Raw genomic sequence first — 21684 nt, 5'->3', positions numbered from 1 at the left:
CCCTTGGGCGGCGGGGCCCGCCGCCGCCTCCTTGGGCGGCGGGGCCGCCCCCCGGGGGCGGAACGGGCGGGCAAGGGGGCGGCCCCCGGCGGAGCCGCACCCCCCGGCCCCGCCCCACACACGCCGCACCCCACACCCCGCAACCCCACACCCTCGCCCCACCCCCTCCCACACCCCACCCCCGGTCCACCAACCCCGAATTGGCCCTGTCCGACCCCCCGAAGACCCCCCATACCCTCACCCCATGCGCATCCGAACCGTAGACGCCTTCACCTCCACCCCCTTCCAGGGAAACCCCGCCGCAGTCCTCCTCCTGGAGAACTCCCACGCCTTCCCGGAGGACGCCTGGCTCCAGCGAGTGGCCACCGAACTCAACCTCTCCGAGACGGCCTTCGCCCACCCGCTCCCGCCCGGCCGGAACACCGAAGCCGACTGGGCCCTCCGCTGGTTCACTCCCACCACCGAGGTGGACATGTGCGGCCACGCCACCCTGGCCACAGCCCACGTACTCAAAACCACCTCCACAGCTCCCACCCCCATCACCCGCTTCACCACCCGCAGCGGCACCCTCACCACCACCGCCCACCCCGACGGCTCCCTCACCCTGGACTTCCCCACCGCACCGCTCACCCCGGTGGAAGCCCCGGCGGGCCTGGCCGAAGCCCTCGGCACCGAACCCCTCAGCGTCCACTTCACCGGCGACCTGGTCGGCGACCTGCTCGTCGAGTGCCGTTCCGAACAGGACGTACATGCCCTCAGCCCCGACCTCCGGGCACTGGCCGGTCTCTCCCGCCGGGGCATCATCGCCACCGCGCGGGCGCAGGACCCCGGCAAGGGCTACGACTTCGCCACCCGCTGCTTCTTCCCGGCCGTCGGCATCGACGAGGACCCGGTGACCGGCAGCGCACACACCGCGCTGGCCCCGTTCTGGTCCGCCCGGCTGGGCCGCAGCGAACTCACCGGACTGCAGGGCGGCGCCCGCACCGGCCTCGTCCGTACCGCCCTGCACGGCGACCGCACGCACCTCACCGGCCACGCGGTCACCGTGCTCGAAGGTGAACTCCTGCACCCGTACGACAACGGCAGCTGACCACCGAAGGCCGGGCCCCGCCCGCCGGGCAGCCGGACACCTCCGGTACAGCCCCCGGGCCCCGCCCCCCCCCCGGCCCCTCGCCCACCCCCTAAAGGGTCGGCAACCAGTCCACCTTCCCCGCCAGTACCGCGTACCCGACGAACGCCCCGACGTCGAGCAGCGTGTGGGCCGCCACCAGCGGGCCCACCCGCCCCCACTTCCGGTACAGCAGGACGAAGACCACGCCCATCACCATGTTCCCGATGAAGCCGCCGATCCCCTGGTACAGGTGGTACGACCCCCGCAGCACCGAGCTGGCCACCAGCGCCGCCATCGGCGTCCAGCCCAGCTGTCCGAGTCTGCGCAGCAGATAGCCGACGACGATGACCTCCTCCAGCACCGAGTTCTGGATCGCCGAGAGGATCAGCACCGGGTACTTCCACCACACCTCGGGCAGCGACTCCGGCACCACGGTCAGGTTGAACCCGGTCGCGTTGGCCAGCAGGTAGAAGGCGAGCCCCGCGCTGCCGATCCCGGCCGCGATCAGCGTGCCGCGCCCGAGGTCGGACCACGGCCGCAGCCGGTCGAAGCCGAGGGCGCGCAGTCCGCTCCCCTCCCTGAGCAGCAGATGCGCGACCAGGGCCACGGGGACCAAAGCGGTGGAAATCCCGAACAGCTGCCATACGAGATCAAGCCACGGGCGCCCCGGCGCGGCCGAGCTGTTCAGGTTCGCCGCCTGGTCCTTCAGACCGCCCGGCCTGGTGACCGCTCCGATGAACCTGATCAGGGCCGACAGGCCGCTCGCGCCCAGCGAGAGGGCCAGAACGAGCACCAGCTCGGTCCCCAACACACGCGGGGTCAGCGCCTGTTCGCGCCTCGGAACCGGCCCCTCGGGCGACATACCGGCCATCTGCCCCGGATCCGCTTGCACTTCAGCCTCCAGTTGTGTAATCCCGCCTCATCCCGATCCCCGCACCACTAGGGTCTCGAATGCAGGTACGAAGATCGCGCGCGACAGGCCGGGGGGTCGAGCGCCGCAAACCGGCCGTATCCCCCCTGTTTCCTCGGCTTCCAGTCTCGCCGCGCTTGCGAGGCTCACTGCCGCCAGGCTCAAGGAGGGGCACCACCGCATGGGACGTCACAGCTTGCCCGACGAGTACGGCCAGGACACAGCCAGGTCCACCCGTCCCGCGGTACGCGCCCGTACCGTCGCCGTCGCGACCGCGCTGGTACTGGCCGTGGCAGCGGGCACCACATACGCGGTGCAGAGCGGGCTGATCGGCTCCGGTGCCTGCGGCGACGGCACCGCGCGCCTCGACGTGGCCGCCTCGCCCGACGTGGCGCCCGCCCTTCGCGCCGCGGCGGACGAGGCCCGCAGGACGGACATCAGGTCCGACGGCAACTGCCTCGACATCCGGGTGTCGGCCCGCGACTCGGCGCGGGTCGCCGACTCGCTCGGGCCGGGCAAGGACCGGGGCTCCCCCGACTTCCAGATCTGGGTCCCGGACGCCAAGCTGTGGCTAGAACGCGCTCGGGCCGCCGGCTCCGTCACCCTCTCCTCGCTCGGCAGGGTGGCCGTCTCGCCGGTGGGGGTCGCCGCGGTTCCCACCGCCGCCGCCAAGCTCGGCTGGCCGCGCAGGACGTACAGCTGGGCGGAGCTGGCGGCGGCCGGCACCACCCGGGCGGCGATGCGCCTCGGTACCGCGGACCCGTCCCGCAGCGCGACCGGCCTGCTCGCCCTCACCAGCGTCGGCCAGTCCGCGGCGGCCACCAAGGACCCGGACGCGCAGACCAAGTCCGCGGCCGTCGCCAAGCTCCTCGCCCAGCGGATGGCGGACAGCGACACCCAGGTGCTCGGCACGCTCCCGCAGAACGACTCCGCCTCGGAGAGCGGCAACCCGAAGCGCAACCAGGCGGTGTTCCTGTCCGAGCAGGCAGCGTTCGCGCACCGCGCCGCGAAGGGATCCCCGGACCTCCGGCTCTTCTACCCGAAGGACGGCACGGCGCTGCTCGACTACCCCTTCACGATGGTCGACGAGGGGAGGCTGAGCATCGACCAGGCGCGCGCCGCGATGCGCTTCCAGCTGTACCTCGAAGATCCGGCGGGCCGCCGGGTGATGGCCCGGTACGGGTTCCGCGCACCGGGCAAACCGGTGGACGAGGCACTCGCCCGCGCCGCGGGCGCCAACGCACCGCAGCCGTACTCGGAGACCGCCGAGTCACCGCCGCCCACGAAGGCCGTCGAGGAGACGCTCGGCATGTGGACGATCACCGTCCAGAGCGCCAGGCTCACCACGGTCGTCGACACCTCGGGGTCGATGGCGAACGTCGTCGAGGGCAGCGGGGGCCGCACCCGTATGGACATCACCAAGAACTCCCTGATCACAGCGCTGAGCCAGTTCACCGACGAGGACGAGCTGGGCCTGTGGGAGTTCGCCACGAACCTCGACGGCCCGCGCGACTACCGCAAGCTCGTCCCGACCTCGCGCCTCGGCGGCCCCGCCCCCGGCGGCGGCACCCACCGCGCCCGGCTCAGCACCGCCTTCGGCACGCTGCGGCCCGACCCGAACGGTGCCACCGGCCTGTACGACACCACGCTCGCCGCGTACAAGGACGCCCAGGCGAGCTACGCGCGGGGCAAGTTCAACGCGGTCGTGATCCTCACCGACGGCTCCAACCAGGACACGGTCTCGCTGTCCCGCAGCGCCCTGATCGCCGAGCTCAAGATCCTGGCCGACCCGCGGCGCCCGATCCCGCTGATCGCCATCGCGGTGGGCCCGGACGCGGACAGGACCGAGGTACAGGAGATAGCCGAGGTCACCGGCGGAGGCGGCTACCAGGTCAACGACCCCTCCGAAGTCCCCGCCACCATCCTCAAAGCCATCACCAACTCCGCCCAATCCTCCTAACCCCCGCCACCCCCGCCCCCTTGGGCGGCCGGGCCGCCCACCCGCCGAGCCCCCTTGGGCGGCGGGGCCCGCCGCCGCCTCCTTGGGCGGCGGGGCCGCCCCCCGGGGGCGGAACGGGCGGGCAAGGGGGCGGCCCCCGGCGGAGCAGCACCCCCCGGCCCCGCCCGGCCCCAGCCCCCGTACACCCCCACCCCTCACTCCTCACCCCTGCCCCGGAAACCCCACCGGCCACAAATGCACCGCCTCCCCCTCCCCCGCCAACTCCCCGTACCTCCGCGTCATCGCGGCCAGCGCCGCCTCCCGCCCCAGCCCCGCCTCCACCGCCCGGTGGTACGTCTCCACCTGCCACGACGCCCCGTTCACCCTCCTGCGGCACCGCTCCTCGATGACCCCCAGATACCGGTCCCGGTCCGCCGCCTCCACGCCCCACGCGTCCAGCCCCGCCGCGGCCAGCGGCAGCAGTTCGTCCCGCACCAGCTTCACCGCCGGCACCCGCTGCGTCCCCGACCCCCGCCCCGTCCGCGGCCACATCAGCTCGGCGTCGATGCCGTACCGGCAGGCCGTGTCGAAGTTCGCCTCCGCCTCCTCGAACCGCATCCGCCGCCACACCGGCCTGGAGTCCTCCGCGAGCGCCCGTACGAGCCCGTAGTAGAAGGCCGCGTTGGCGATGACGTCCGCCACCGTCGGCCCGGCGGGCAGCACCCGGTTCTCCACCCTCAGGTGCGGGACGCCGTCGGCGATCCCGTACACCGGCCGGTTCCACCGGTAGACGGTCCCGTTGTGCAGCACCAGCTCCTGGAGCCGCGGCACCCCGCCGTCGTCCAGCACCCGCAGCGGCTCCTCCTCGTCGCAGATCGGGAGCAGCGCGGGGAAGTAGCGCAGGTTCTCCTCGAAGAGCTCGTAGGCGGAGTCCACCCACTTCTCCCCGAACCAGGTCCGCGGCCGTACGCCCTGGGCGACCAGCTCCGGCGGCCGGGTGTCGGTGGCCTGGGTGAACAGCGGTGGCCGCGACTCCCGCCACAGCTCCCTGCCGAACACGAAGGGCGCGTTGGCCCCCACCGCGATCTGCACGCCCGCCACCGCCTGCGCCGCGTTCCACACGTCGGCGAACCGGCCCGGTGTCACCTGGAGGTGCAACTGCACGGAGGTGCAGGCCGATTCCGGCACGATGGAGGCGGAGGTGCAGTTCAGCCGCTCGACGCCCTCGATGTCCAGCTGGAAGTGCTCGCCCCGCGCGGCCACGATCTGGTCGTTGAGGAGCACGTAGCGGTCCACGTCCGACAGGTTCCCGTGTACCAGGTCGTCCTGGCCCAGCGTGGGCAGAATGCCGATCATCATGATTCCGGCGTCGAGCTCGGCGGCCTTCCGGTGCGCATAGCCGAGCCCGGTCCGCAGTTCCTCCGCCAATTGATCGAAGACGCGCCCGCCGAGGCGGTGCGGGACAATGTTCACTTCGAGATTGAACATCCCCAGCTCGGTCTGGAAATCCCGGCTCGCAATGCGCTCCAGGACTTCGGCATTCATCATCTTCGGCAGTCCGTCGGAACCCGCGAGATTGAGCTCGATCTCCAGCCCCAGGAGATTCTTCGGCTTGTCGAACCGCTTCTCGTCCAGGAGCCTCCCGAGCCCCTCCAGACACTCGTGGAGCTTCCGCCGGTACCTCTGCCGGTCCGACAGATCGAATCCGTCTGCCACGACCTTCTCACCCATCGGAGCGTCCTTCCTGGAACGGGAGATATCGCGGCAACGGCCGCTGCACCTGTGTTTTCACGGTCGATGATGCCCCGGCGGGCTGATCCATAACGCCCCGCGCGCGTCAGGTACGCAGTACGCTCGACGCGAATTCGGCCAGGCACATTCCGCAGGCATGGGGCAACGGGAGGTTACTGATTCCGGTGAAGTGGTGATAAACGCCGACGAGTTCAAGCCGTCCGCTCCGGCGGAGAGGACCTGCGGATATTCCGTCGACCACCTCCCCAATCGGTCTTTTCCCCACACCGGAAGCGACCCTAAAAGGGCTGAATACCACCTTGTCGGCAATATCCATGGCAGCTAGGTGAATCAGCACGTGAACACGTGTCGTATAAACTCCGCGAACGAGGCAGAGAGTTGACGCCGGGCCGTCGCCCGAGGCCCCCTCTGGCCCCGCACCGCAGACAGCGTCGTCCGCACTGCCCAGGCTCCACCGTGTCTCCCGAGCGAGAGGCGACCCACCATGCCGCTGCACGTACCCCCGGCCCCCGCGCCCGCCCTGCGCAGCGTCCTCGCGGCACTCGGTTCCCCCACCGCAGTCCGCGAGCCCCGCACCCCGGCCCTCCGCTCCCACCAGGGGCCGCTCACTCCCGAACTGCCCCTTCCCGTCCACGTCCTCGACGAGATCACCGGGGGCGGCCGGCCTCCCCGCACCCGTCTGACCGGCTGGCGGTTCCTGATCCGCAGCGCCGACCGCGCCGTGGCCGCGGCCGACACCGTTCTGACCCCCGACGGCTGGACCTTCTCGCACTTCTTCGAAGGCCCCTATCTGAGCTCCACCGAGCGGGCGCTGCGGCACGCGGAGGCCATGCCCGCCGCCTACCAGCCTCGGCTGCTGTCCATTCCCGCCCTGTACATGCTGACCCTGTGGCTGCACGGGGATCCCACCGCGGACGCCACCGCGGGCTCGCCCGACCCGTCGGACGTGCTGGTGCCGCTGGCCCCGGCCCCGCCCGGCATCGCCGCGCACCGCCCCTGCACGGTCGCCGACCTGCTGCCCGTACTGTCGCTGCGGCTGCAGCCCGTCCCGGCGGCCCCGCTGCTCGGCCAGCCCGCCTGACCCCGTATCCCCACGGTGCCCCGCCCCGGCCGCTGCGTCCGGGCGCGGGGCACCGTGCCGCGCACATGCCCCATCCGGACTAGCCCGCCCGGGTCACCCCGAACCACCCGAAGAGAGGGGCCAGTTGGGCTGAACCGTCCGCACGGGTGATGCGTCCTCAACCAATGAGAAGTGCTGCCGTGAAATCCCTGCGGATCGACGCCCGTGGGGCAACACTGGGACCGGACCAACTGATACGGGGGGCGGCCATGAACACCGATTCGAGCCGCAGGAACAACTTCACCACCACGACGCAGCGAAAGAACCCTTCCATGTGCCAGCACCAGCCACTCTGCCCGTCCGCCGAATCCGCCGACCGGGAGGCCGCCCATCCGATGGCGCACCACCCGGAGCAGGGCTGGAGCCTGCTGTGCAACGGCGTCCTGCTCTTCGAGGACACCGGCGAGCTGCTGCCCAACGGGCAGATCATCGCGCCGCACCGGCCGCTGGACGTGGCCACCGCTGCCTGACGGCACCACCGCGGGAGACAGAAGAGCGGGAGAAGAGCACAGCGCACCGGAGAACCGCACACCACGGAACGGCGCACGCACCACCGGAGCAGTACGTACGACGAGGGGCCGGCCCGGAGCATCCGCTCCGAACCGGCCCCGACGCATGTCGGCCGGTGCCCGGCCGCGCGCGCTGCGACGTCAGTTGTCGTACTCGTCCATCGGCGGGCACGAGCAGACCAGGTTGCGGTCGCCGAAGGCGCCGTCGATCCGGCGCACCGGCGGCCAGTACTTGTCGGCGGCCGAGACGCCGGCCGGGAAGACGGCCTCCTCGCGGCTGTAGGCGTGGTCCCACTCGCCACCGAGCGCGGCGGCGGTGTGCGGGGCGTTGCTCAGCGGGTTGTCCTCGGCGGGCCACTCGCCCGCGGCGACCTTCTCGATCTCGCCGCGGATGGCGATCATCGTGTCGCAGAAGCGGTCCAGCTCCCCGAGGTCCTCGCTCTCGGTCGGCTCGATCATGAGGGTCCCGGCGACCGGGAACGACATGGTCGGCGCGTGGAAGCCGTAGTCGATGAGCCGCTTGGCGATGTCGTCGACGCTGACGCCGGTCGCCTTGGACAGCGGGCGCAGGTCGACGATGCACTCGTGCGCGACGAGACCGTGCGGGCCCGTGTAGAGCACCGGGTAGTGCGGCTCCAGGCGCTTGGCGATGTAGTTCGCCGCCAGCACCGCGACCTGCGTGGCCCGCTTCAGCCCCTCGCCGCCCATGAGGCGTACGTACGCCCAGGAGATCGGCAGGATGCCGGCGGATCCCCACGGCGCGGCGGAGACCGGACCGACGCCCGTCTCGGGGCCGGCCGACGGCTGGAGCGGGTGGTTGGGCAGGTACGGCGCGAGGTGCGCGCGCACACCGACCGGACCGACGCCCGGACCGCCGCCGCCGTGCGGGATGCAGAAGGTCTTGTGCAGGTTCAGGTGGCTGACGTCGCCGCCGAACTTGCCCGGCTTGGCGAGGCCGACCAGCGCGTTGAGGTTGGCGCCGTCGACGTACACCTGGCCGCCCGCCTCGTGCACGGTCGCGCAGATGTCGGCGACGTGCTCCTCGAAGACGCCGTGCGTCGACGGGTAGGTGATCATCAGCACCGACAGCTCGTCGCGGTACTGCTCGATCTTGGCCCGCAGGTCCTCGACGTCGACCTCGCCGTCGTCGGCGGTCTTCACCACGACGACCTTCATGCCGGCCATGACGGCGCTCGCCGCGTTGGTGCCGTGCGCCGACGACGGAATGAGGCACACCGTGCGCTGCTCGTCGCCGTTCGCCCGGTGGTACGCCCGTACGGCCAGCAGTCCGGCCAGCTCGCCCTGCGAACCGGCGTTGGGCTGGATGGACACCGCGTCGTACCCGGTGACCTCGGCGAGGCGCTCCTCCAGCTCACGGATGAGCGTGAGGTACCCGGCGGCCTGCTCGACCGGCGCGAAGGGGTGGATCTGGCCGAACTCGGGCCAGGTCACCGGCTCCATCTCGGTCGTCGCGTTCAGCTTCATGGTGCAGGAGCCGAGCGGGATCATGCCGCGGTCGAGCGCGTAGTCGCGGTCGGCCAGCTTGCGCAGGTAGCGCAGCATCGCGGTCTCGGAACGGTGCTGGTGGAAGACCGGGTGGGTCAGGAACGCGTCGGTCCGCAGCAGCGCCTGGGGCAGCGTCTCCGCCGCGACGGCGTCCAGCGCCTCGATGTCGCCGGTGACGCCGAAGGCCGCCCAGACCGCGTCGACCTGGGCCCGCAGGGTGGTCTCGTCGCAGGCGAAGGAGACGGTGTCGGCGTCCACGAGACGCAGGTTGACCCCGTGCTCACGGGCGGCGGCCACGACCTCGGCGGCCTTGCCGGGCACCTGCGCGGTCACCGTGTCGAAGAACGCGTCGTGCGCGATGGCCACGCCGCCGGCCCGCAGCCCCTCGGCGAGGATCACGGCGTAGCGGTGGGTACGGCGGGCGATGCCCTTGAGCCCGTCCGGCCCGTGGTAGACGGCGTACATGCCCGCCATCACGGCGAGCAGCACCTGTGCGGTGCAGATGTTGCTGGTGGCCTTCTCCCGGCGGATGTGCTGCTCGCGCGTCTGCAGGGCGAGCCGGTACGCCTTGTTGCCGTCGGCGTCCACGGACACTCCGACGAGCCGTCCGGGCAGGCTGCGGGCGAACTTCTCGCGTACGGCCATGAAGCCGGCGTGCGGACCGCCGAAGCCCATCGGCACGCCGAAGCGCTGCGTCGTACCGACGGCGATGTCCGCACCGAGCGCGCCGGGCGAGGTCAGCAGCGTCAGGGCCAGCAGGTCGGCGGCGACGGTGACGATCGCGCCGAGTCCGTGCGCGGCGTCGATCACCGGCTTGATGTCGCGTACGACGCCGGAGGCGCCCGGGTACTGCAGCAGCACGCCGAACACACCGCGCTCGGCGATCTCCGCCGGAATGCCCTCGGAAAGGTCGGCGACGACGACCTCGACACCGGTCGGCTCGGCACGCGTCTCGATCACGGCAATGGTCTGCGGAAGCGTTTCGGCATCGATCAGGAAGACCCCGCCCTTGACCTTGCCCACCCGGCGCGCGAGCGACATGGCCTCGGCGGCGGCGGTGCCCTCGTCGAGCAGCGAGGCGCCGGAGGTCGGCAGTCCGGTCAGCTCGGCGACCATGGTCTGGAAGTTGAGCAGTGCCTCCAGCCGGCCCTGCGAGATCTCCGGCTGGTACGGCGTGTAGGCCGTGTACCAGGCCGGGTTCTCCATGACGTTGCGCAGGATGACCGGCGGGGTGAAGGTCCCGTAGTACCCGAGCCCGATCATCGGGGCGAGCACCTGGTTGCGGTCGGCGAGGGTGCGCAGCTCGGCCAGCACCTCGGCCTCGGTGCGCGCGTCCGGCAGCCCGAGGGCCGCGGCGTTCTTGATGGCATCGGGAACGGCGGCGTCGGTCAGCTCGTCGAGCGACCCGTAACCGACCTGCGCCAGCATCTTCGCCTGCGCCTCGGCATCGGGTCCGATGTGGCGCTGCTCGAAGGGAATGCCGCGCTCGAGCTCTTCGAGCGAAATACGGTTGGCGGTCATCTGCGGAAGGCCTCCTGGTCTGACACGACCTGCGAGGGGCACCACGCGGCACGGGCGCCCGGACGGCCTCCCCCTCTGTCATCTCAACCTGAGAGCTTCGCCCGGGCATCAAGATCAACACCCCGACTTTCACCGTCGGTGAGGGTGGACCACGTTCCGGCCTGCGCCGTGCCCGTTCTCCACCCTGCTTTCCAGAGTGACCTCGTCCATGCGGTACAGGGGCCTGAGAGATTCCGGGGAGGAGTTGCTCCTTCGGCGCCTCCGACAAATTCATCTTCGAAGGACTCTCCCGCACGGGGTCAGCAGCCGCCAGCCAGCCTACCAGCGCACTCCCGCCCCGATCCCTCGAGTGGCCAGCCTTCCGAATCTGCACTTTCGTAGTGTTTTAAGGGGTTCACGCAGCAGTTGCGACCAGTTGGAGGGACCGTGCAGACCGACATCGATCCGCGCAGCCTGATCGGACGCAAGGCACTAGACCGAAACGGCACCAAGATCGGAACGGTGGACGAGGTCTACCTGGACGACGCCACCGGCATCCCGGAATGGGCGGCCGTCCGCACCGGACTCTTCTCCCGGGACGCCTTCGTTCCGCTGGAACCCAGCAGCCTCGTCGAGAACACCCTGCGCATCCCCTTCGAGAAGTCCCTGATCAAGGACGCCCCCGACTTCGGTGTGGGCCGCCACCTCTCCCCCGAGCAGGAACTCCAGCTCTACCGCCACTACGGCCTCGACAGCCCCTCGCCCACCGGCACCGCTCCCGACCGGGACTTCGGCACCCTGGCCGGCGAGGACCCCTGACCCGGGAAGCCCCCTGACCCCACGGGTGACCCCACGGGCGAACAGGGAGGAGGGCGGGCAGGCGCGAAAACCCACCGCGGACAGGACCCACCCGCGCCTCCCCTCCCCCAGGACGCGTCCGCCCGGCCACCGGGCCCACGATCCTGGTCAAAATGCCCCGCCCTAGACTCCCTCCTCCCCACCCACCAGGGGCAACGGCTCCGCAGGCACCAGCTCCGGATCGTCCACCCGGAACGTCCGCACCCGCCCCGGCCCCGGCGACCCCGGCTCCTCGAACCGCACCGTCACCCGCCCCACCCCGCTCCCCTGCACCCAGCCCGCCCCGTACTCCGCGTGCCGTACGTCGTGCCCGGCATGCCACCGCCGCTCGCCCGCCTCCTCCGACGAGGCCACCTCCTCCGCACCGTCCGCACCGCCGCCCACGACGCCCTCGTCCGCCGCCCCGGCCACGGCACCCGAGGTCTCCGCACTCCCCGCCTCCGGCACCGGCTCCCGCGCCCCCACGGCACCCGTCAGGGCCTCCTGAGCCTCCAGCGCCTCCTGGGCGTCCCGCGCCGCCGCCTGCGCGAAGAGGTCCTCCTGCGTGTAGTCCGCGAGCCCCGTGACGCCCACGCCCAGCAGCCGCACCCCTCCGGTGGTGTCCACGCCCTCCAGCAGCCGCGCCGCGGCCTCCCGCACCACCCCGGGGTCGTCCGTGGGCCCCCGCAGGGTCTCCGAGCGCGTCAGCGTCGAGAAGTCGAACCGCCGCACCTTGAGCACCACGGTCCGCCCCGACCGCCCCGCGCCCCGCAACCGCTCCACACACCGGTCCGCCAGTCGCTCCACCTCCAGCCGCACCCGCACCCGGTCGTGCAGGTCCACGTCGAAGGTGTCCTCCACCGAAACGGACTTGGCGTCCCTCTCCGCCACCACGGGCCGGTCGTCGAGCCCCTGGGCCATCCGGTGCAGGGAGGCCCCGTGCGCCTTCCCCAGCAGCCGTACGAGCTCGTCCTCGCCCGCCTCCGCGAGGTGCGCGACCGTCGTCATCCCGGCCCGCCGCAGATGGTCCCCGGTGGCCGGCCCCACCCCGGGCAGGATCCGCACGGACATCGGGGCGAGCAGCTCCCGCTCCGTACCCGGCTCTATCAGCACCAGCCCGTCCGGCTTCGCCTGTTCGGACGCGATCTTGGCCAGCATCTTCGACCCCGCCAGTCCCACCGACCCGCTGAGCCCGGTGACCGCCCGGATGTCCCTGCGCAGCTGCTCCCCCACCGCCCGCGCCGACTCCGCGTCGTCCGCCGCCCCGCTCTCCTCCAGGTCCACGAACGCCTCGTCCAGGCTCAGCGGTTCGACCAGCGGCGACAACCGCCCCAGCAGCTCCATCACCTGGTCGCTGACCGCCCGGTACAGCGAGAAGCGCGGCACCAGATAGGCCGCGTTGGGCGCCAGCCGCCGCGCCTGCGCCGTCGGCATCGCCGAGTGCACCCCGAAGCGCCTGGCCTCGTACGAAGCGGTGGCCACCACGCCGCGCGGCCCGAGCCCGCCCACCACGACCGGCTTCCCGCGCAGGCTGGGCTTCGCCGCCTGCTCCGTGGCGGCGTAGAAGGCATCCATGTCCAGATGCAGGATGGTCGGCACGCTTCTCACACCGACGATGCTGCCCTACGCCACTGACAATCGGCCGGACCCGTCGCGGCACCGGCCCCCGGCTCCGCAGACCCGCACCGCACCCGGCTCCGTACCGCCCGCGCCCATCTCGATGCGCCCGCACCGGGCTGCGTACACCCGCACCGGGCCCCCGAACCCGTCGGGCCCGCCCGCACCGGACCGGCAGGTCCGCACGGCCCGCGGGACCGGCCGCTCAGACCGCCCGGTTGCGCCGCCGTGCCAGCTCGTCGCCCGGGTTGTTCCCGATCAGCGTCTCCCCGGTGTCGACCCGCTCACCGTGCAGCTGCGACAACGCCTTCTCGACGTCCTGCCACACCACGCCGACGGCGATCCCGAAGATGCCCTGACCGCCCTGGAGCAGCTTCACGACCTCGTCCGGCGAAGTGCACTCGTAGACGGTGGCGCCGTCGCACATGAGCGTCATCCGCTCCAGGTCCTCGAACCCCCTGGCCCGCAGGTGCTGCACGGCGGTGCGGATGTTCTGCAGCGCGACACCGGTGTCCAGGAAGCGCTTGACGATCTTGAGGACGACCACGTCGCGGAAGCTGTAGAGCCGCTGGGTCCCCGAGCCGTAGGCCGGCCGGACGCTCGGCTCGACCAGCCCGGTGCGCGCCCAGTAGTCCAGTTGCCGGTAAGTGATTCCGGCGGCGGCACACGCGGTGGGCCCCCGGTATCCGACCGTGTCGCCCGCCTCGGCCGCCCGCGCCGGAGCGACGGGGTGCTGACTGCCTGTGGGGTCGGCCGAGCTGCCGAGCGGATACGGCCCGCCCGTCGCCGTACCGTCGCCGCTGATTCTCACGCCGACCTCCGTCCTTGACCTGCCCTGTCGACGGTAGGCAGTCGCCCGGGGTGCGTCAACGATCGCCACACTCGGCACGCCGAGTGATAATCACCCTGAGAGTGGTTTCCCGTATCTCATGTGTGGGAAAGGCTACTCGAATGCGCTGAGAATCCGGGGTCGTGCACGCCCCGGAACGCAACGAAGCCCGGCCGGGAGTCCCGACCGGGCAGCGCCACTCACTGACTGTTGGTACCGAAGTCCTCCGGCGAGATCTGATCGAGGAACTCGCGGAACTTCTCCACCTCGTCCTCCTGCTCGTCCGGAATCGCGATCCCGGCGTCGTCCAGCACCCCGTCACTGCCGTAGATCGGCGTCCCGGTGCGCAGCGCCAGCGCTATCGCGTCGGACGGACGGGCACTGACCTCCACTCCACTGGCGAAGACCAGCTCGGCGTAGAAGACCCCGTCCCGCAGATCGGTGATCCGCACCTCGGTGAGCTCCTGGCCCACCGCTTCCAGCACGTCCTTGAAAAGGTCGTGCGTCAGCGGCCTGGCGGGCGCCAGACCCTGCTGCGCAAAGGCGATCGCTGTGGCCTCACCCGGTCCGATCCAGATGGGAAGGTACCGATCGCCTCCCACTTCACGCAGGAGCACGATCGGCTGGTTGTTGGGCATCTCCACCCTGACACCTACGACGTCGAGCTCGTTCACACAGCAACCCTAGGACGTGCCCGACCGGTTTGGGTAGTCGGGCTCCTGTTCACTCCAAGTACGGCTCAGTTCGAGCCGGACCTCAGCGCCGTCTGTACCAGCGCCGCGTGCAGTCGTACGGAGATACCCGCGAGCTCCCTGGTGGTCGCCTCGGCATGGGCCCTGGTCTGCGGATTGCGGTGCCGTCGCAACGGCGCCACGATCTGCCCGATCAGTCCGGCCTCCCGGTCCGCGGCGGCCTTCATGGCCCGCAGGTGACGAGGTTCCAGACCGAATCGCCCCAGATCCGCCACAAGTTTCGCGACCGTGACGGCCTCCGCGTCGTACCCGCCGTCCGGCAGCGCCGAGATCAGGCCGTACTCCTCCCACTCGCCCAGGTCGCTCTCGGCGACCTCGGCGGCGGCAAGCAGCTCCTCGCGCCCGATCCGGGCCGCGGTCGGCCCGTCCGGCGCCGTCTCGGGGGCACCGTCGAGCAGTTCGCGCGGTCCGCCCGGGGACGGCAGCTGCACCGGCTCGCCGCGCTCCAGCGCGTCGAGGTGCTCCTTGATGACCTTGAGCGGCAGATAGTGGTCGCGCTGCATGCGCAGCACCTGGGCGAGCCGCTCGACGTCCGCCGGGCTGAACTTCCGGTACCCGGACGGCGTGCGCTGCGGCTCGACCAGTCCTTCCGCCTCCAAGAAGCGGATCTTCGAGATCGTTACTTCGGGAAATTCCTCACGCAGCAGGCTGAGCACCGAACCGATGCTCGTCAGCCGGCTGCCGGCTGAGGTGGTGCCGCGCACGGCACCACCTGTCGGGATTCGCAGCATGGACCTTCCCTGGAAGGATCAGACGCCCTGCTGGCTCGCGTAGAAGACCAGCCGGTACTTACCGATCTGCACCTCGTCGCCGTTCGCCAGCAGGACCGCGTCGATGCGCTCCCGGTTGACGTACGTGCCGTTGAGGCTGCCGACGTCGGAGACGGTGAACCCGCCGTCCGCACCCCGGCGGAACTCCACGTGCCGTCGCGAGACGGTCACGTCGTCGAGGAAGATGTCGCTCTGCGGGTGGCGGCCGGCCGTGGTCAGCTCGCCGTCCAGCAGGAAGCGACTCCCCGAGTTGGGGCCCCGGCGCACCACCAGCAGCGCCGCACCGAGCGGAAGGGCGTCGACCGCGGCCTGCGCCTCGGGCGACAGCGAGGGAAGAGCGGTCTGCCCGGTCTTCTCCGCCTCGTACGCCTCCAGCCCGGAGATCGAGATGGTCGAGGTCGTCTCCGAGGGACGCTCGGCGGCGACCCCGCCCTTCAGGGGCGCTCCGCAGTTGGAGCAGAAACGGCTGGCCTCGGCATTGCGGTGCCCGCACCTCGTACAAACCGGCAAGGCCGACATGGACGGATCCTCCTGCCGCGGCTGGCCCGCGTGGTGGGCGCTGGTTGCGTACGGGTCGGGAGCGAACTCTCCACCCGTACTTGAGGTTGATGGTGCACCGGAACCTATGCGGCCGGGACCGGCCGGGTCAACAGACGACGCGCCGGGGCCGCCGACCTCGTCACGGAAGAGCGGACGCTCGCCGCTCTGCTCCTCGGCCTCACCGGGGCGCGGGGCACGGTGACGCGCAGTGTGGGAGCTGCTGTCGTCACGTGCACTCTTGCCGAACAATTTCGCAAACAACTTCACGGGCGATTCCCCTTGACCGAAACAGACCCGCCCGTGGGGCAGGACGAACCCTGCATCAACAAACCCTGCATCTACTCACAACGTGCTGACGTGGACATCTGTACAACGTCCGTATCCATCAGACAGTTTCCACCACGCACCGCGTCCTGGATGCGCCGACCCCCCGCAACCTCATGCCCGTGTCCGACGGTGCTCATTCGCCCCGCCTTCACTTGGGTGACAACCGAGCGTAGTCAGGCCGCTTCGCCGGTCGCAAGGCATTCACGACGATCTTCTCAAGTCGTTCCACCACGGCCGTGGCCTGCTCCTTCTCCAAAGTCTGCACGACTCCGCCGGGAATGTTGAGCGCGGGCTCCAGATCCTGCGGCTTGCCGATCACCTTGAAGCGGTACGGCGCGGCGACCTTCTTGCCGTCCACCTGGATCCCGCCGTCCGCGTCGGAGAAGTACGTGTTGGCCACCACCCGGACGTCGTTGATCTGGATCGCCTCCGCGCCGGCCGCCCGCAGCTCCTGGATGGTGTCCAGCAACCGGTCCGCCTCGACCGCCCCGTGCGGGTCGTTGATGGTCAAGGTGATTCCCGGCCCCTGCGCGCCCACCGTGCCCGCGAGCACACCGAGCTGCCGCTCCTTCTCCAGCGTCTGCTTGCGCGCCTCCTCGGCCTGGTCCGAGCTGCTCTCCAGCTCGGTCCGCTGGTCGACCAGCCGCTGCTTCTCGTCCTCAAGACGCTTCGTACGGTCGTCCAGCTCGTCGAGGATCCGCACCAGGTCCTCCTGGCGGGCGCCCCGCAGCGTGCCGTTGTCGCTGGTCGAATTGACCTGGATGGCCAGACCCAGACCCAGCCCGAACAGCAGCAGGGCCACGATGAGTTGGGCCCGGCTGAACCTCGGCGGCCACAGCCCGGCGGCCAGCCGCTGGCGCCCGGTGAGCTCCGTACTCGCTTCCTTCTCCTCCGTACTCACCGGCGTCACGCCCGGAAGATGTGCCGCCGGATGGCGGCAGCGTTGGAGAAGATCCGGATGCCGAGCACCACGACCACACCCGTCGACAGCTGAGCGCCGACGCCCAGCTTGTCGCCGAGGAAGACGATCAGCGCGGCGACGACCACGTTCGACAGGAAGGAGACCACGAAGACCTTGTCGACGAAGATGCCGTCGAGCATCGCCCGCAGACCTCCGAACACCGCGTCGAGCGCGGCCACGACGGCGATCGGCAGATAGGGCTCGACCACCGCCGGCACTTCGGGCCGGACCAGCAATCCGACCACGACTCCCACGACGAGGCCCAGTACGGCGATCACGATGTGCCCTTCTCCGTCTTCTGTGTGTCGGCCACGCCCTTTCCGGCGTCAGCGGCCTGCGGTTGTGCGATGCGTACGATCAGGCTAGGTGCGGCAGGCAGCCGCACCTCTTCCTGGTCGGAGATGCTGGTGCGGATGCCGTAGCTCTCCTGCAGCACATGAAGGTACTGGCCGTCGGCACTGTCGTTGAACGCGGTGTTGAGATGCTTGCCGCCCACGGCCAGCACCGTGTACGGCGGCACCAGCGGCTTGTTGTCGACCAGTATCGCGTCGCCCGCCGCCCGGATCGCCGACAGCATCGTCAGCCGCTGCCCGTTGATCGACACGGCCTCGGCCCCGGACTGCCAGAGCCCGTTGACCACGCGCTGCATGTCGCGGTCCCGCACCCGGCCGGTGTCGGAGAACCCGCTGCTCCCGCGCGGTCCGTCGGCACCCTCACCGGTCTCCTTGGCATCGTCCACGACGAGTTTGACGCCAGGACCCTCCACCGGGGTTGCTCCGGACAACAGAGCGACCAATGCCCCTTGGTCGCCGCCGTGTTCCTCCAGCGCCTTGCGCTGGCGCTCCCCGACGTCGCTGCTCAGCGCCTCGACGTCCTTCTCCAGGGCGTCGGCGTCCGCGGTCTCCGACTGGATCCGCTCGACGAGTTCCTGACGTTCCTTCGCCACCACCGGTGCCGCTATCCGCGCGTTCGCCGCACCCAGCGTCACCACCGCGGCGGCCAGCACCAGACCGGCCGCCAGCGCGAGCTTCGTCTTCAGCGTGCGCGGCATGCCCGCGGTGCCGTCGGCCTGCTGACGGGCCGCTGCCTCCGCGTACCCGTCGTCCAGGCTGTGCTCCATCACGTTCGTCAGCAGCGACATCGACGCGTCGGGGCGCCGCGGTGGAGAGGGGGTGCTCCGAACGGGGGGCTGCTGCGACATGCCGCACATCGTCGCACGTCGTGGCCCCTGCCACCGAATGGCCCCACCGGGGTGCGGGAAGGTGCCTCGCGACACCTGCCCGCACACCGGCGCGACGTCAGTGACCTGCGCTGTCGACGACCGCCGACCACTCGTCCAGGAGCGCCTGGGCGGAGTCGTCGTCCGGCCCTTCGGCCCACAGATGGGTGACGGCCTCCGCCGGGTCCGGCAGCACCATCACCCATCGGCCGTCGGCCTCGACCACCCGTACGCCGTCGGTGGTGTCCACCGACCGGTCCCCGGCCGCCTCGACCACCCGCCGCATCACGAGCCCCTTGACCGCCCACGGCGTCGCCAGGTCGCGCCGCAGCACGTGCGCACGCGGGATCCGCGCGTCGATCTGGCTGAGCGTCAACTGGGTCCTGGCCACGAGTCCGATCAGCCGGACGAAGGCCGCGGCCCCGTCGAAGACGCTGCTGAACTTCGGCACGATGAACCCGCCGCGCCCGTCCCCGCCGAAGATGGTCGCGTCCTCTCGTCCCACCCGCGTCAGGTCGTCGGGCGAGGTGGTCGTCCACTCGACCTGCGTCCCGTGGTACGCCGCCACCTGCTCGGCCACCCGCGTCGTCGTCACCGGCAGGGCCACCCGGCCGCTGCGCCGCTCCGCCGCCACCAGGTCGAGCATCACCAGCAGCGCGCGGTCGTCCTCGATGATCCGCCCCCGCTCGTCGACGAGCGACAGCCGCTCGCCCACCGGGTCGAAGCGCACCCCGAAGTCGGCACGCGCCGACGCCACGATCTCGCCGAGCCGCACCAGCCCCGCCCGCCGCGACTCGACCGTCTCGGTGGGCCGCGACTCGTCCAGGCCGGGGTTGATCGTCAGCGAGTCCACGCCCAACCGACCGAGGAGGCTGGGCAGCACGAGCCCGGCGCTTCCGTTCGACGCGTCCACGACGACCTTCAGCCCGGAGTCCGCGATACCGGTGGTGTCCAGGTTCCGCAGCAGGGTGCCGGTGTACGAATCGAAGACGCTCGCCGGGAAGTGCAGGTCGCCGATCTCGCCGGGGAACGCCCGCCGGTACTCCTGACGCGCGTACACCCGGTCGAGCTTGCGCTGTCCGCCCTGCGAGAGGTCGGCGCCCCGCTCGTCGAAGAACATGATGTCCACCGAGTCCGGCACACCGGGCGTCGTCCGGATCATGATCCCGCCGGCACTGCCCCGCGCGGTCTGCTGCCGCGCCACCGGCAGCGGTACGTTCTCCAGGTCGCGCACGTCGATGGCGCTGGCCTGCAGCGCGGAGATCACCGCCCGCTTCAGCGCACGGGCGCCGCGGGAGTGGTCCCGCGCCGTGGTGACGGTGGAACCCTTCTTCAGCGTGGTCGCGTACGCCCCTGCCAGCCGAACGGCCAGCTCCGGCGTGATCTCCACGTTCAGTACGCCGGAGACGCCACGCGCCCCGAAGAGGTGCGCCTGCCCCCGCGACTCCCAGATCACCGACGTGTTGACGAACGCGCCGGCCTCGATGGTCTTGAACGGGTAGACCCGCACATTGCCCTGAATGATCGATTCTTCACCGACCAGGCACTCGTCCCCGATGACCGCCCCGTCCTCGATCCGGGCCGCCCGCATGATGTCGGTGTTCTTGCCGATCACGCAGCCGCGGAGATTGCAGTGCTGGCCGATGTAGACGTTGTCGTGCACGACGGCACGGTGCAGGAAGGCCCCGCTCTTCACGACGACGTTGGACCCGATGACGCTGTGCTCGCGGATTTCCGCCCCGGCCTCGACCTTGGCGTAGTCACCGATGTACAGCGGCCCCCTGAGCACGGCCTCCGGGTGGACCTCCGCGCCCTCGGCGACCCACACCCCGGGCGAGATCTCGAACCCGTCGAGTTCGACGTCGACCTTGCCCTCCAGGACGTCGGCCTGCGCCTTCACATAGCTCTCGTGCGTACCGACGTCTTCCCAGTAGCCCTCGGCGACATAGCCGTAGATCGGCTTGCCTTCCTTCATGAGCTGCGGAAAGACATCCCCGGACCAGTCCACCGGAACATCGGCCTCGACGTAGTCGAAGACCTCGGGCTCCATGACGTAGATGCCGGTGTTCACCGTGTCGGAGAAGACCTGCCCCCAGGTCGGCTTCTCCAGGAAGCGCTCGACCTTGCCTTCCTCGTCCACGATGGTGATGCCGAATTCCAGCGGATTGGGCACCCTGGTCAGGCACACCGTGACCAGCGCGCCCTTTTCCTTGTGGAAGCGAATGAGGTCGGTCAGGTCGAAGTCCGTGAGAGCGTCGCCCGAAATGACCAGGAAGGCATCGTCCTTCAGTGCTTCTTCCGCATTCTTGACGCTGCCCGCAGTGCCGAGTGGCTTCTCCTCGTTGGCATAGGTGAGCTCCATTCCGAGCTCTTCCCCGTCGCCGAAGTAGTTCTTGACGAGCGAGGCCAGAAACTGCACGGTTACGACGGTCTCACTGAGCCCATGCCGTTTGAGCAGCCTCAGCACATGCTCCATGATCGGCCGGTTGGCGACCGGCAGGAGCGGCTTGGGCATGCTCGAAGTCATGGGGCGAAGGCGTGTACCTTCGCCACCGGCCATCACGACGGCCTTCATGTCGGAAGCGTCCTCCTTTGAAGAGAAGATCCAGCCGACTTCGCCCGCCCCGAGCCCTCCCACAGACGTCAGAGGTCCGGTAGCTCCGGCGCCTCACTGCGCCACTTCAACAGGCTCAATCGGCCGCGGTGTCCGTCTTGACCAGCCGACGGACCTGAACCACGTAGAGAATCCCTGCCCACCAATAGAGGGTTGTACCCCATCCGGCGAACGCCCATCCGAAAATAGCACCGATTGTCCCGAGCCACCCGGGCTGGACGCTGAGCAGCAGCAACGGGAAGGCATACATCAGATTGAACGTGGCTGCCTTGCCGAGGAAGTTCACCTGCGGCGGCGGATAGCCGTGCCGGCGCAGGATACCCACCATCACGAGAAGCATGAGCTCCCGTGCCACAAGGGCCGCGGTGACCCACCAGGGCAGGATCTCGCGCCAGGTCAGTCCGACCAGAGTGGACAGAATGTAGAGCCGGTCGGCAGCCGGGTCGAGCAGCCGGCCCAAACTGCTGATCTGATTCCACTTGCGTGCCAGCTTGCCGTCGAGGTAGTCGCTGACACCGCTGAGCATGAGTACCAGCAGCGCCCACCAGTCACTGTTGGGCCCGCCGAACACAGGGCGGAGAATCAGCCACAGAAACAGGGGCACGCCAACCAGACGAGCCATGCTCAGAATGTTGGGGATGGTGAGGACTCGGTCGGTCTGAACGCGAGTCTCCTGGACCTCCACCCGGGGGCCTCCTGCTGTGGGAACGTGCCAACGATTTTCCCCTTGACCCTACCCCCAGCCAGGCCCGGCGACCTCACAGGGGTGTCGGCCGGTAAACGCAGAAGAGCCCCGTACCGGTATCCCCGGCACGGGGCTCTTCGCAATGATTGTTCGGCGGCGTCCTACTCTCCCACAGGGTCCCCCCTG

General features: G+C 70.4%; 18 protein-coding genes and 1 riboswitch. Of the genes, 5 read left to right on the top strand and 13 right to left on the bottom strand.

From position 1 onward, the window contains the following. Positions 1–244 precede the first annotated feature (244 nt). Positions 245–1090: a PhzF family phenazine biosynthesis protein gene (locus ACFYVL_RS44235; protein ID WP_389255788.1), complete on the top strand. Its 846-nt coding sequence runs from the start codon at positions 245–247 to the stop codon at positions 1088–1090. Positions 1091–1181: 91 nt separating this feature from the next. On the opposite strand, the gene ACFYVL_RS44230 is transcribed toward ACFYVL_RS44235, so the two are convergent. Then, a complete protein-coding gene (locus tag ACFYVL_RS44230; protein ID WP_389255786.1) occupies positions 1182–2003 on the bottom strand; it encodes a CPBP family intramembrane glutamic endopeptidase in 822 nt (273 codons plus the stop codon). Between the two features lie 199 nt (positions 2004–2202). Between ACFYVL_RS44230 and ACFYVL_RS44225 the strand changes: the two genes are divergently transcribed. Further along, on the top strand, positions 2203–3981 hold the full coding sequence (locus ACFYVL_RS44225) for a substrate-binding and VWA domain-containing protein (protein WP_389255784.1): 1779 nt from the start codon (positions 2203–2205) through the stop codon (positions 3979–3981). A gap of 201 nt (positions 3982–4182) precedes the next feature. Here ACFYVL_RS44225 and ACFYVL_RS44220 read toward each other — a convergent pair whose 3' ends face one another. Next, entirely contained in the window at positions 4183–5691 is a 1509-nt protein-coding gene (locus ACFYVL_RS44220) for a glutamate--cysteine ligase (protein ID WP_389255782.1), read from the bottom strand. A gap of 505 nt (positions 5692–6196) precedes the next feature. Between ACFYVL_RS44220 and ACFYVL_RS44215 the strand changes: the two genes are divergently transcribed. Both ACFYVL_RS44215 and ACFYVL_RS44210 read left to right on the top strand, forming a co-directional pair. Continuing rightward, on the top strand, positions 6197–6793 hold the full coding sequence (locus tag ACFYVL_RS44215) for a hypothetical protein (RefSeq protein WP_389255780.1): 597 nt from the start codon (positions 6197–6199) through the stop codon (positions 6791–6793). A gap of 311 nt (positions 6794–7104) precedes the next feature. After that, the gene (locus ACFYVL_RS44210; RefSeq protein WP_389255792.1) at positions 7105–7302 is read left to right on the top strand and encodes a DUF5999 family protein; all 198 of its coding nucleotides are present in this window, start codon (positions 7105–7107) and stop codon (positions 7300–7302) included. A gap of 180 nt (positions 7303–7482) precedes the next feature. On the opposite strand, the gene gcvP is transcribed toward ACFYVL_RS44210, so the two are convergent. Continuing rightward, positions 7483–10368 carry an aminomethyl-transferring glycine dehydrogenase gene (gene gcvP / locus ACFYVL_RS44205; RefSeq protein ID WP_389255778.1) on the bottom strand — a complete coding sequence of 962 codons (2886 nt, stop codon included), beginning with the start codon at positions 10366–10368 and terminating at the stop codon, positions 7483–7485. Positions 10369–10569: 201 nt separating this feature from the next. Beyond that, a riboswitch (glycine riboswitch) is annotated at positions 10570–10670 on the bottom strand. 124 nt (positions 10671–10794) lie between these two features. On the opposite strand from gcvP, the gene ACFYVL_RS44200 reads away from it, so the two are divergent. Further along, a complete protein-coding gene (locus tag ACFYVL_RS44200; RefSeq protein ID WP_389255776.1) occupies positions 10795–11166 on the top strand; it encodes a PRC-barrel domain-containing protein in 372 nt (123 codons plus the stop codon). A gap of 162 nt (positions 11167–11328) precedes the next feature. Here ACFYVL_RS44200 and ACFYVL_RS44195 read toward each other — a convergent pair whose 3' ends face one another. The 10 genes from ACFYVL_RS44195 to ACFYVL_RS44150 all read right to left on the bottom strand — a co-directional run bounded on the left by ACFYVL_RS44195 (position 11329) and on the right by ACFYVL_RS44150 (position 21498). Continuing rightward, complete coding sequence (locus tag ACFYVL_RS44195; RefSeq protein WP_389255774.1) at positions 11329–12792, bottom strand: DNA polymerase IV; 1464 nt, start codon at positions 12790–12792, stop codon at positions 11329–11331. 214 nt (positions 12793–13006) lie between these two features. Continuing rightward, positions 13007–13612, bottom strand: a complete 606-nt coding sequence (locus ACFYVL_RS44190; protein WP_389255772.1) for a MerR family transcriptional regulator — start codon at positions 13610–13612, stop codon at positions 13007–13009. 218 nt (positions 13613–13830) lie between these two features. After that, positions 13831–14304, bottom strand: coding sequence for a bifunctional nuclease family protein (locus tag ACFYVL_RS44185; RefSeq protein WP_185033262.1), 474 nt, complete (start codon positions 14302–14304; stop codon positions 13831–13833). A 65-nt stretch (positions 14305–14369) separates the two neighbouring features. Continuing rightward, positions 14370–15113, bottom strand: a complete 744-nt coding sequence (locus ACFYVL_RS44180) for a MerR family transcriptional regulator (RefSeq protein WP_389255770.1) — start codon at positions 15111–15113, stop codon at positions 14370–14372. Between the two features lie 18 nt (positions 15114–15131). Beyond that, complete coding sequence (locus ACFYVL_RS44175) at positions 15132–16001, bottom strand: FHA domain-containing protein (protein WP_389255790.1); 870 nt, start codon at positions 15999–16001, stop codon at positions 15132–15134. Positions 16002–16167: 166 nt separating this feature from the next. After that, the gene (locus tag ACFYVL_RS44170) at positions 16168–16929 is read right to left on the bottom strand and encodes a DUF881 domain-containing protein (protein ID WP_389255768.1); all 762 of its coding nucleotides are present in this window, start codon (positions 16927–16929) and stop codon (positions 16168–16170) included. Then, entirely contained in the window at positions 16926–17258 is a 333-nt protein-coding gene (locus ACFYVL_RS44165) for a small basic family protein (protein WP_040019805.1), read from the bottom strand. The genes ACFYVL_RS44170 and ACFYVL_RS44165 overlap by 4 nt, the downstream gene beginning before the upstream one ends. After that, complete coding sequence (locus ACFYVL_RS44160) at positions 17255–18181, bottom strand: DUF881 domain-containing protein (protein WP_389255766.1); 927 nt, start codon at positions 18179–18181, stop codon at positions 17255–17257. Before ACFYVL_RS44160 ends, ACFYVL_RS44165 begins: the two co-directional genes overlap by 4 nt. Before the next feature lie 97 nt (positions 18182–18278). Then, positions 18279–20774, bottom strand: a complete 2496-nt coding sequence (locus ACFYVL_RS44155; RefSeq protein WP_389255764.1) for a sugar phosphate nucleotidyltransferase — start codon at positions 20772–20774, stop codon at positions 18279–18281. A 115-nt stretch (positions 20775–20889) separates the two neighbouring features. Then, a complete protein-coding gene (locus ACFYVL_RS44150; protein ID WP_389255762.1) occupies positions 20890–21498 on the bottom strand; it encodes a CDP-alcohol phosphatidyltransferase family protein in 609 nt (202 codons plus the stop codon). Positions 21499–21684 lie beyond the last annotated feature (186 nt).

It is taken from the genome of Streptomyces sp. NPDC004111, from assembly GCF_042874215.1.
In the GTDB taxonomy this organism is placed as follows: Bacteria; Actinomycetota; Actinomycetes; order Streptomycetales; family Streptomycetaceae; genus Streptomyces.
This window is presented reverse-complemented; position numbering and strand designations above follow the sequence as displayed.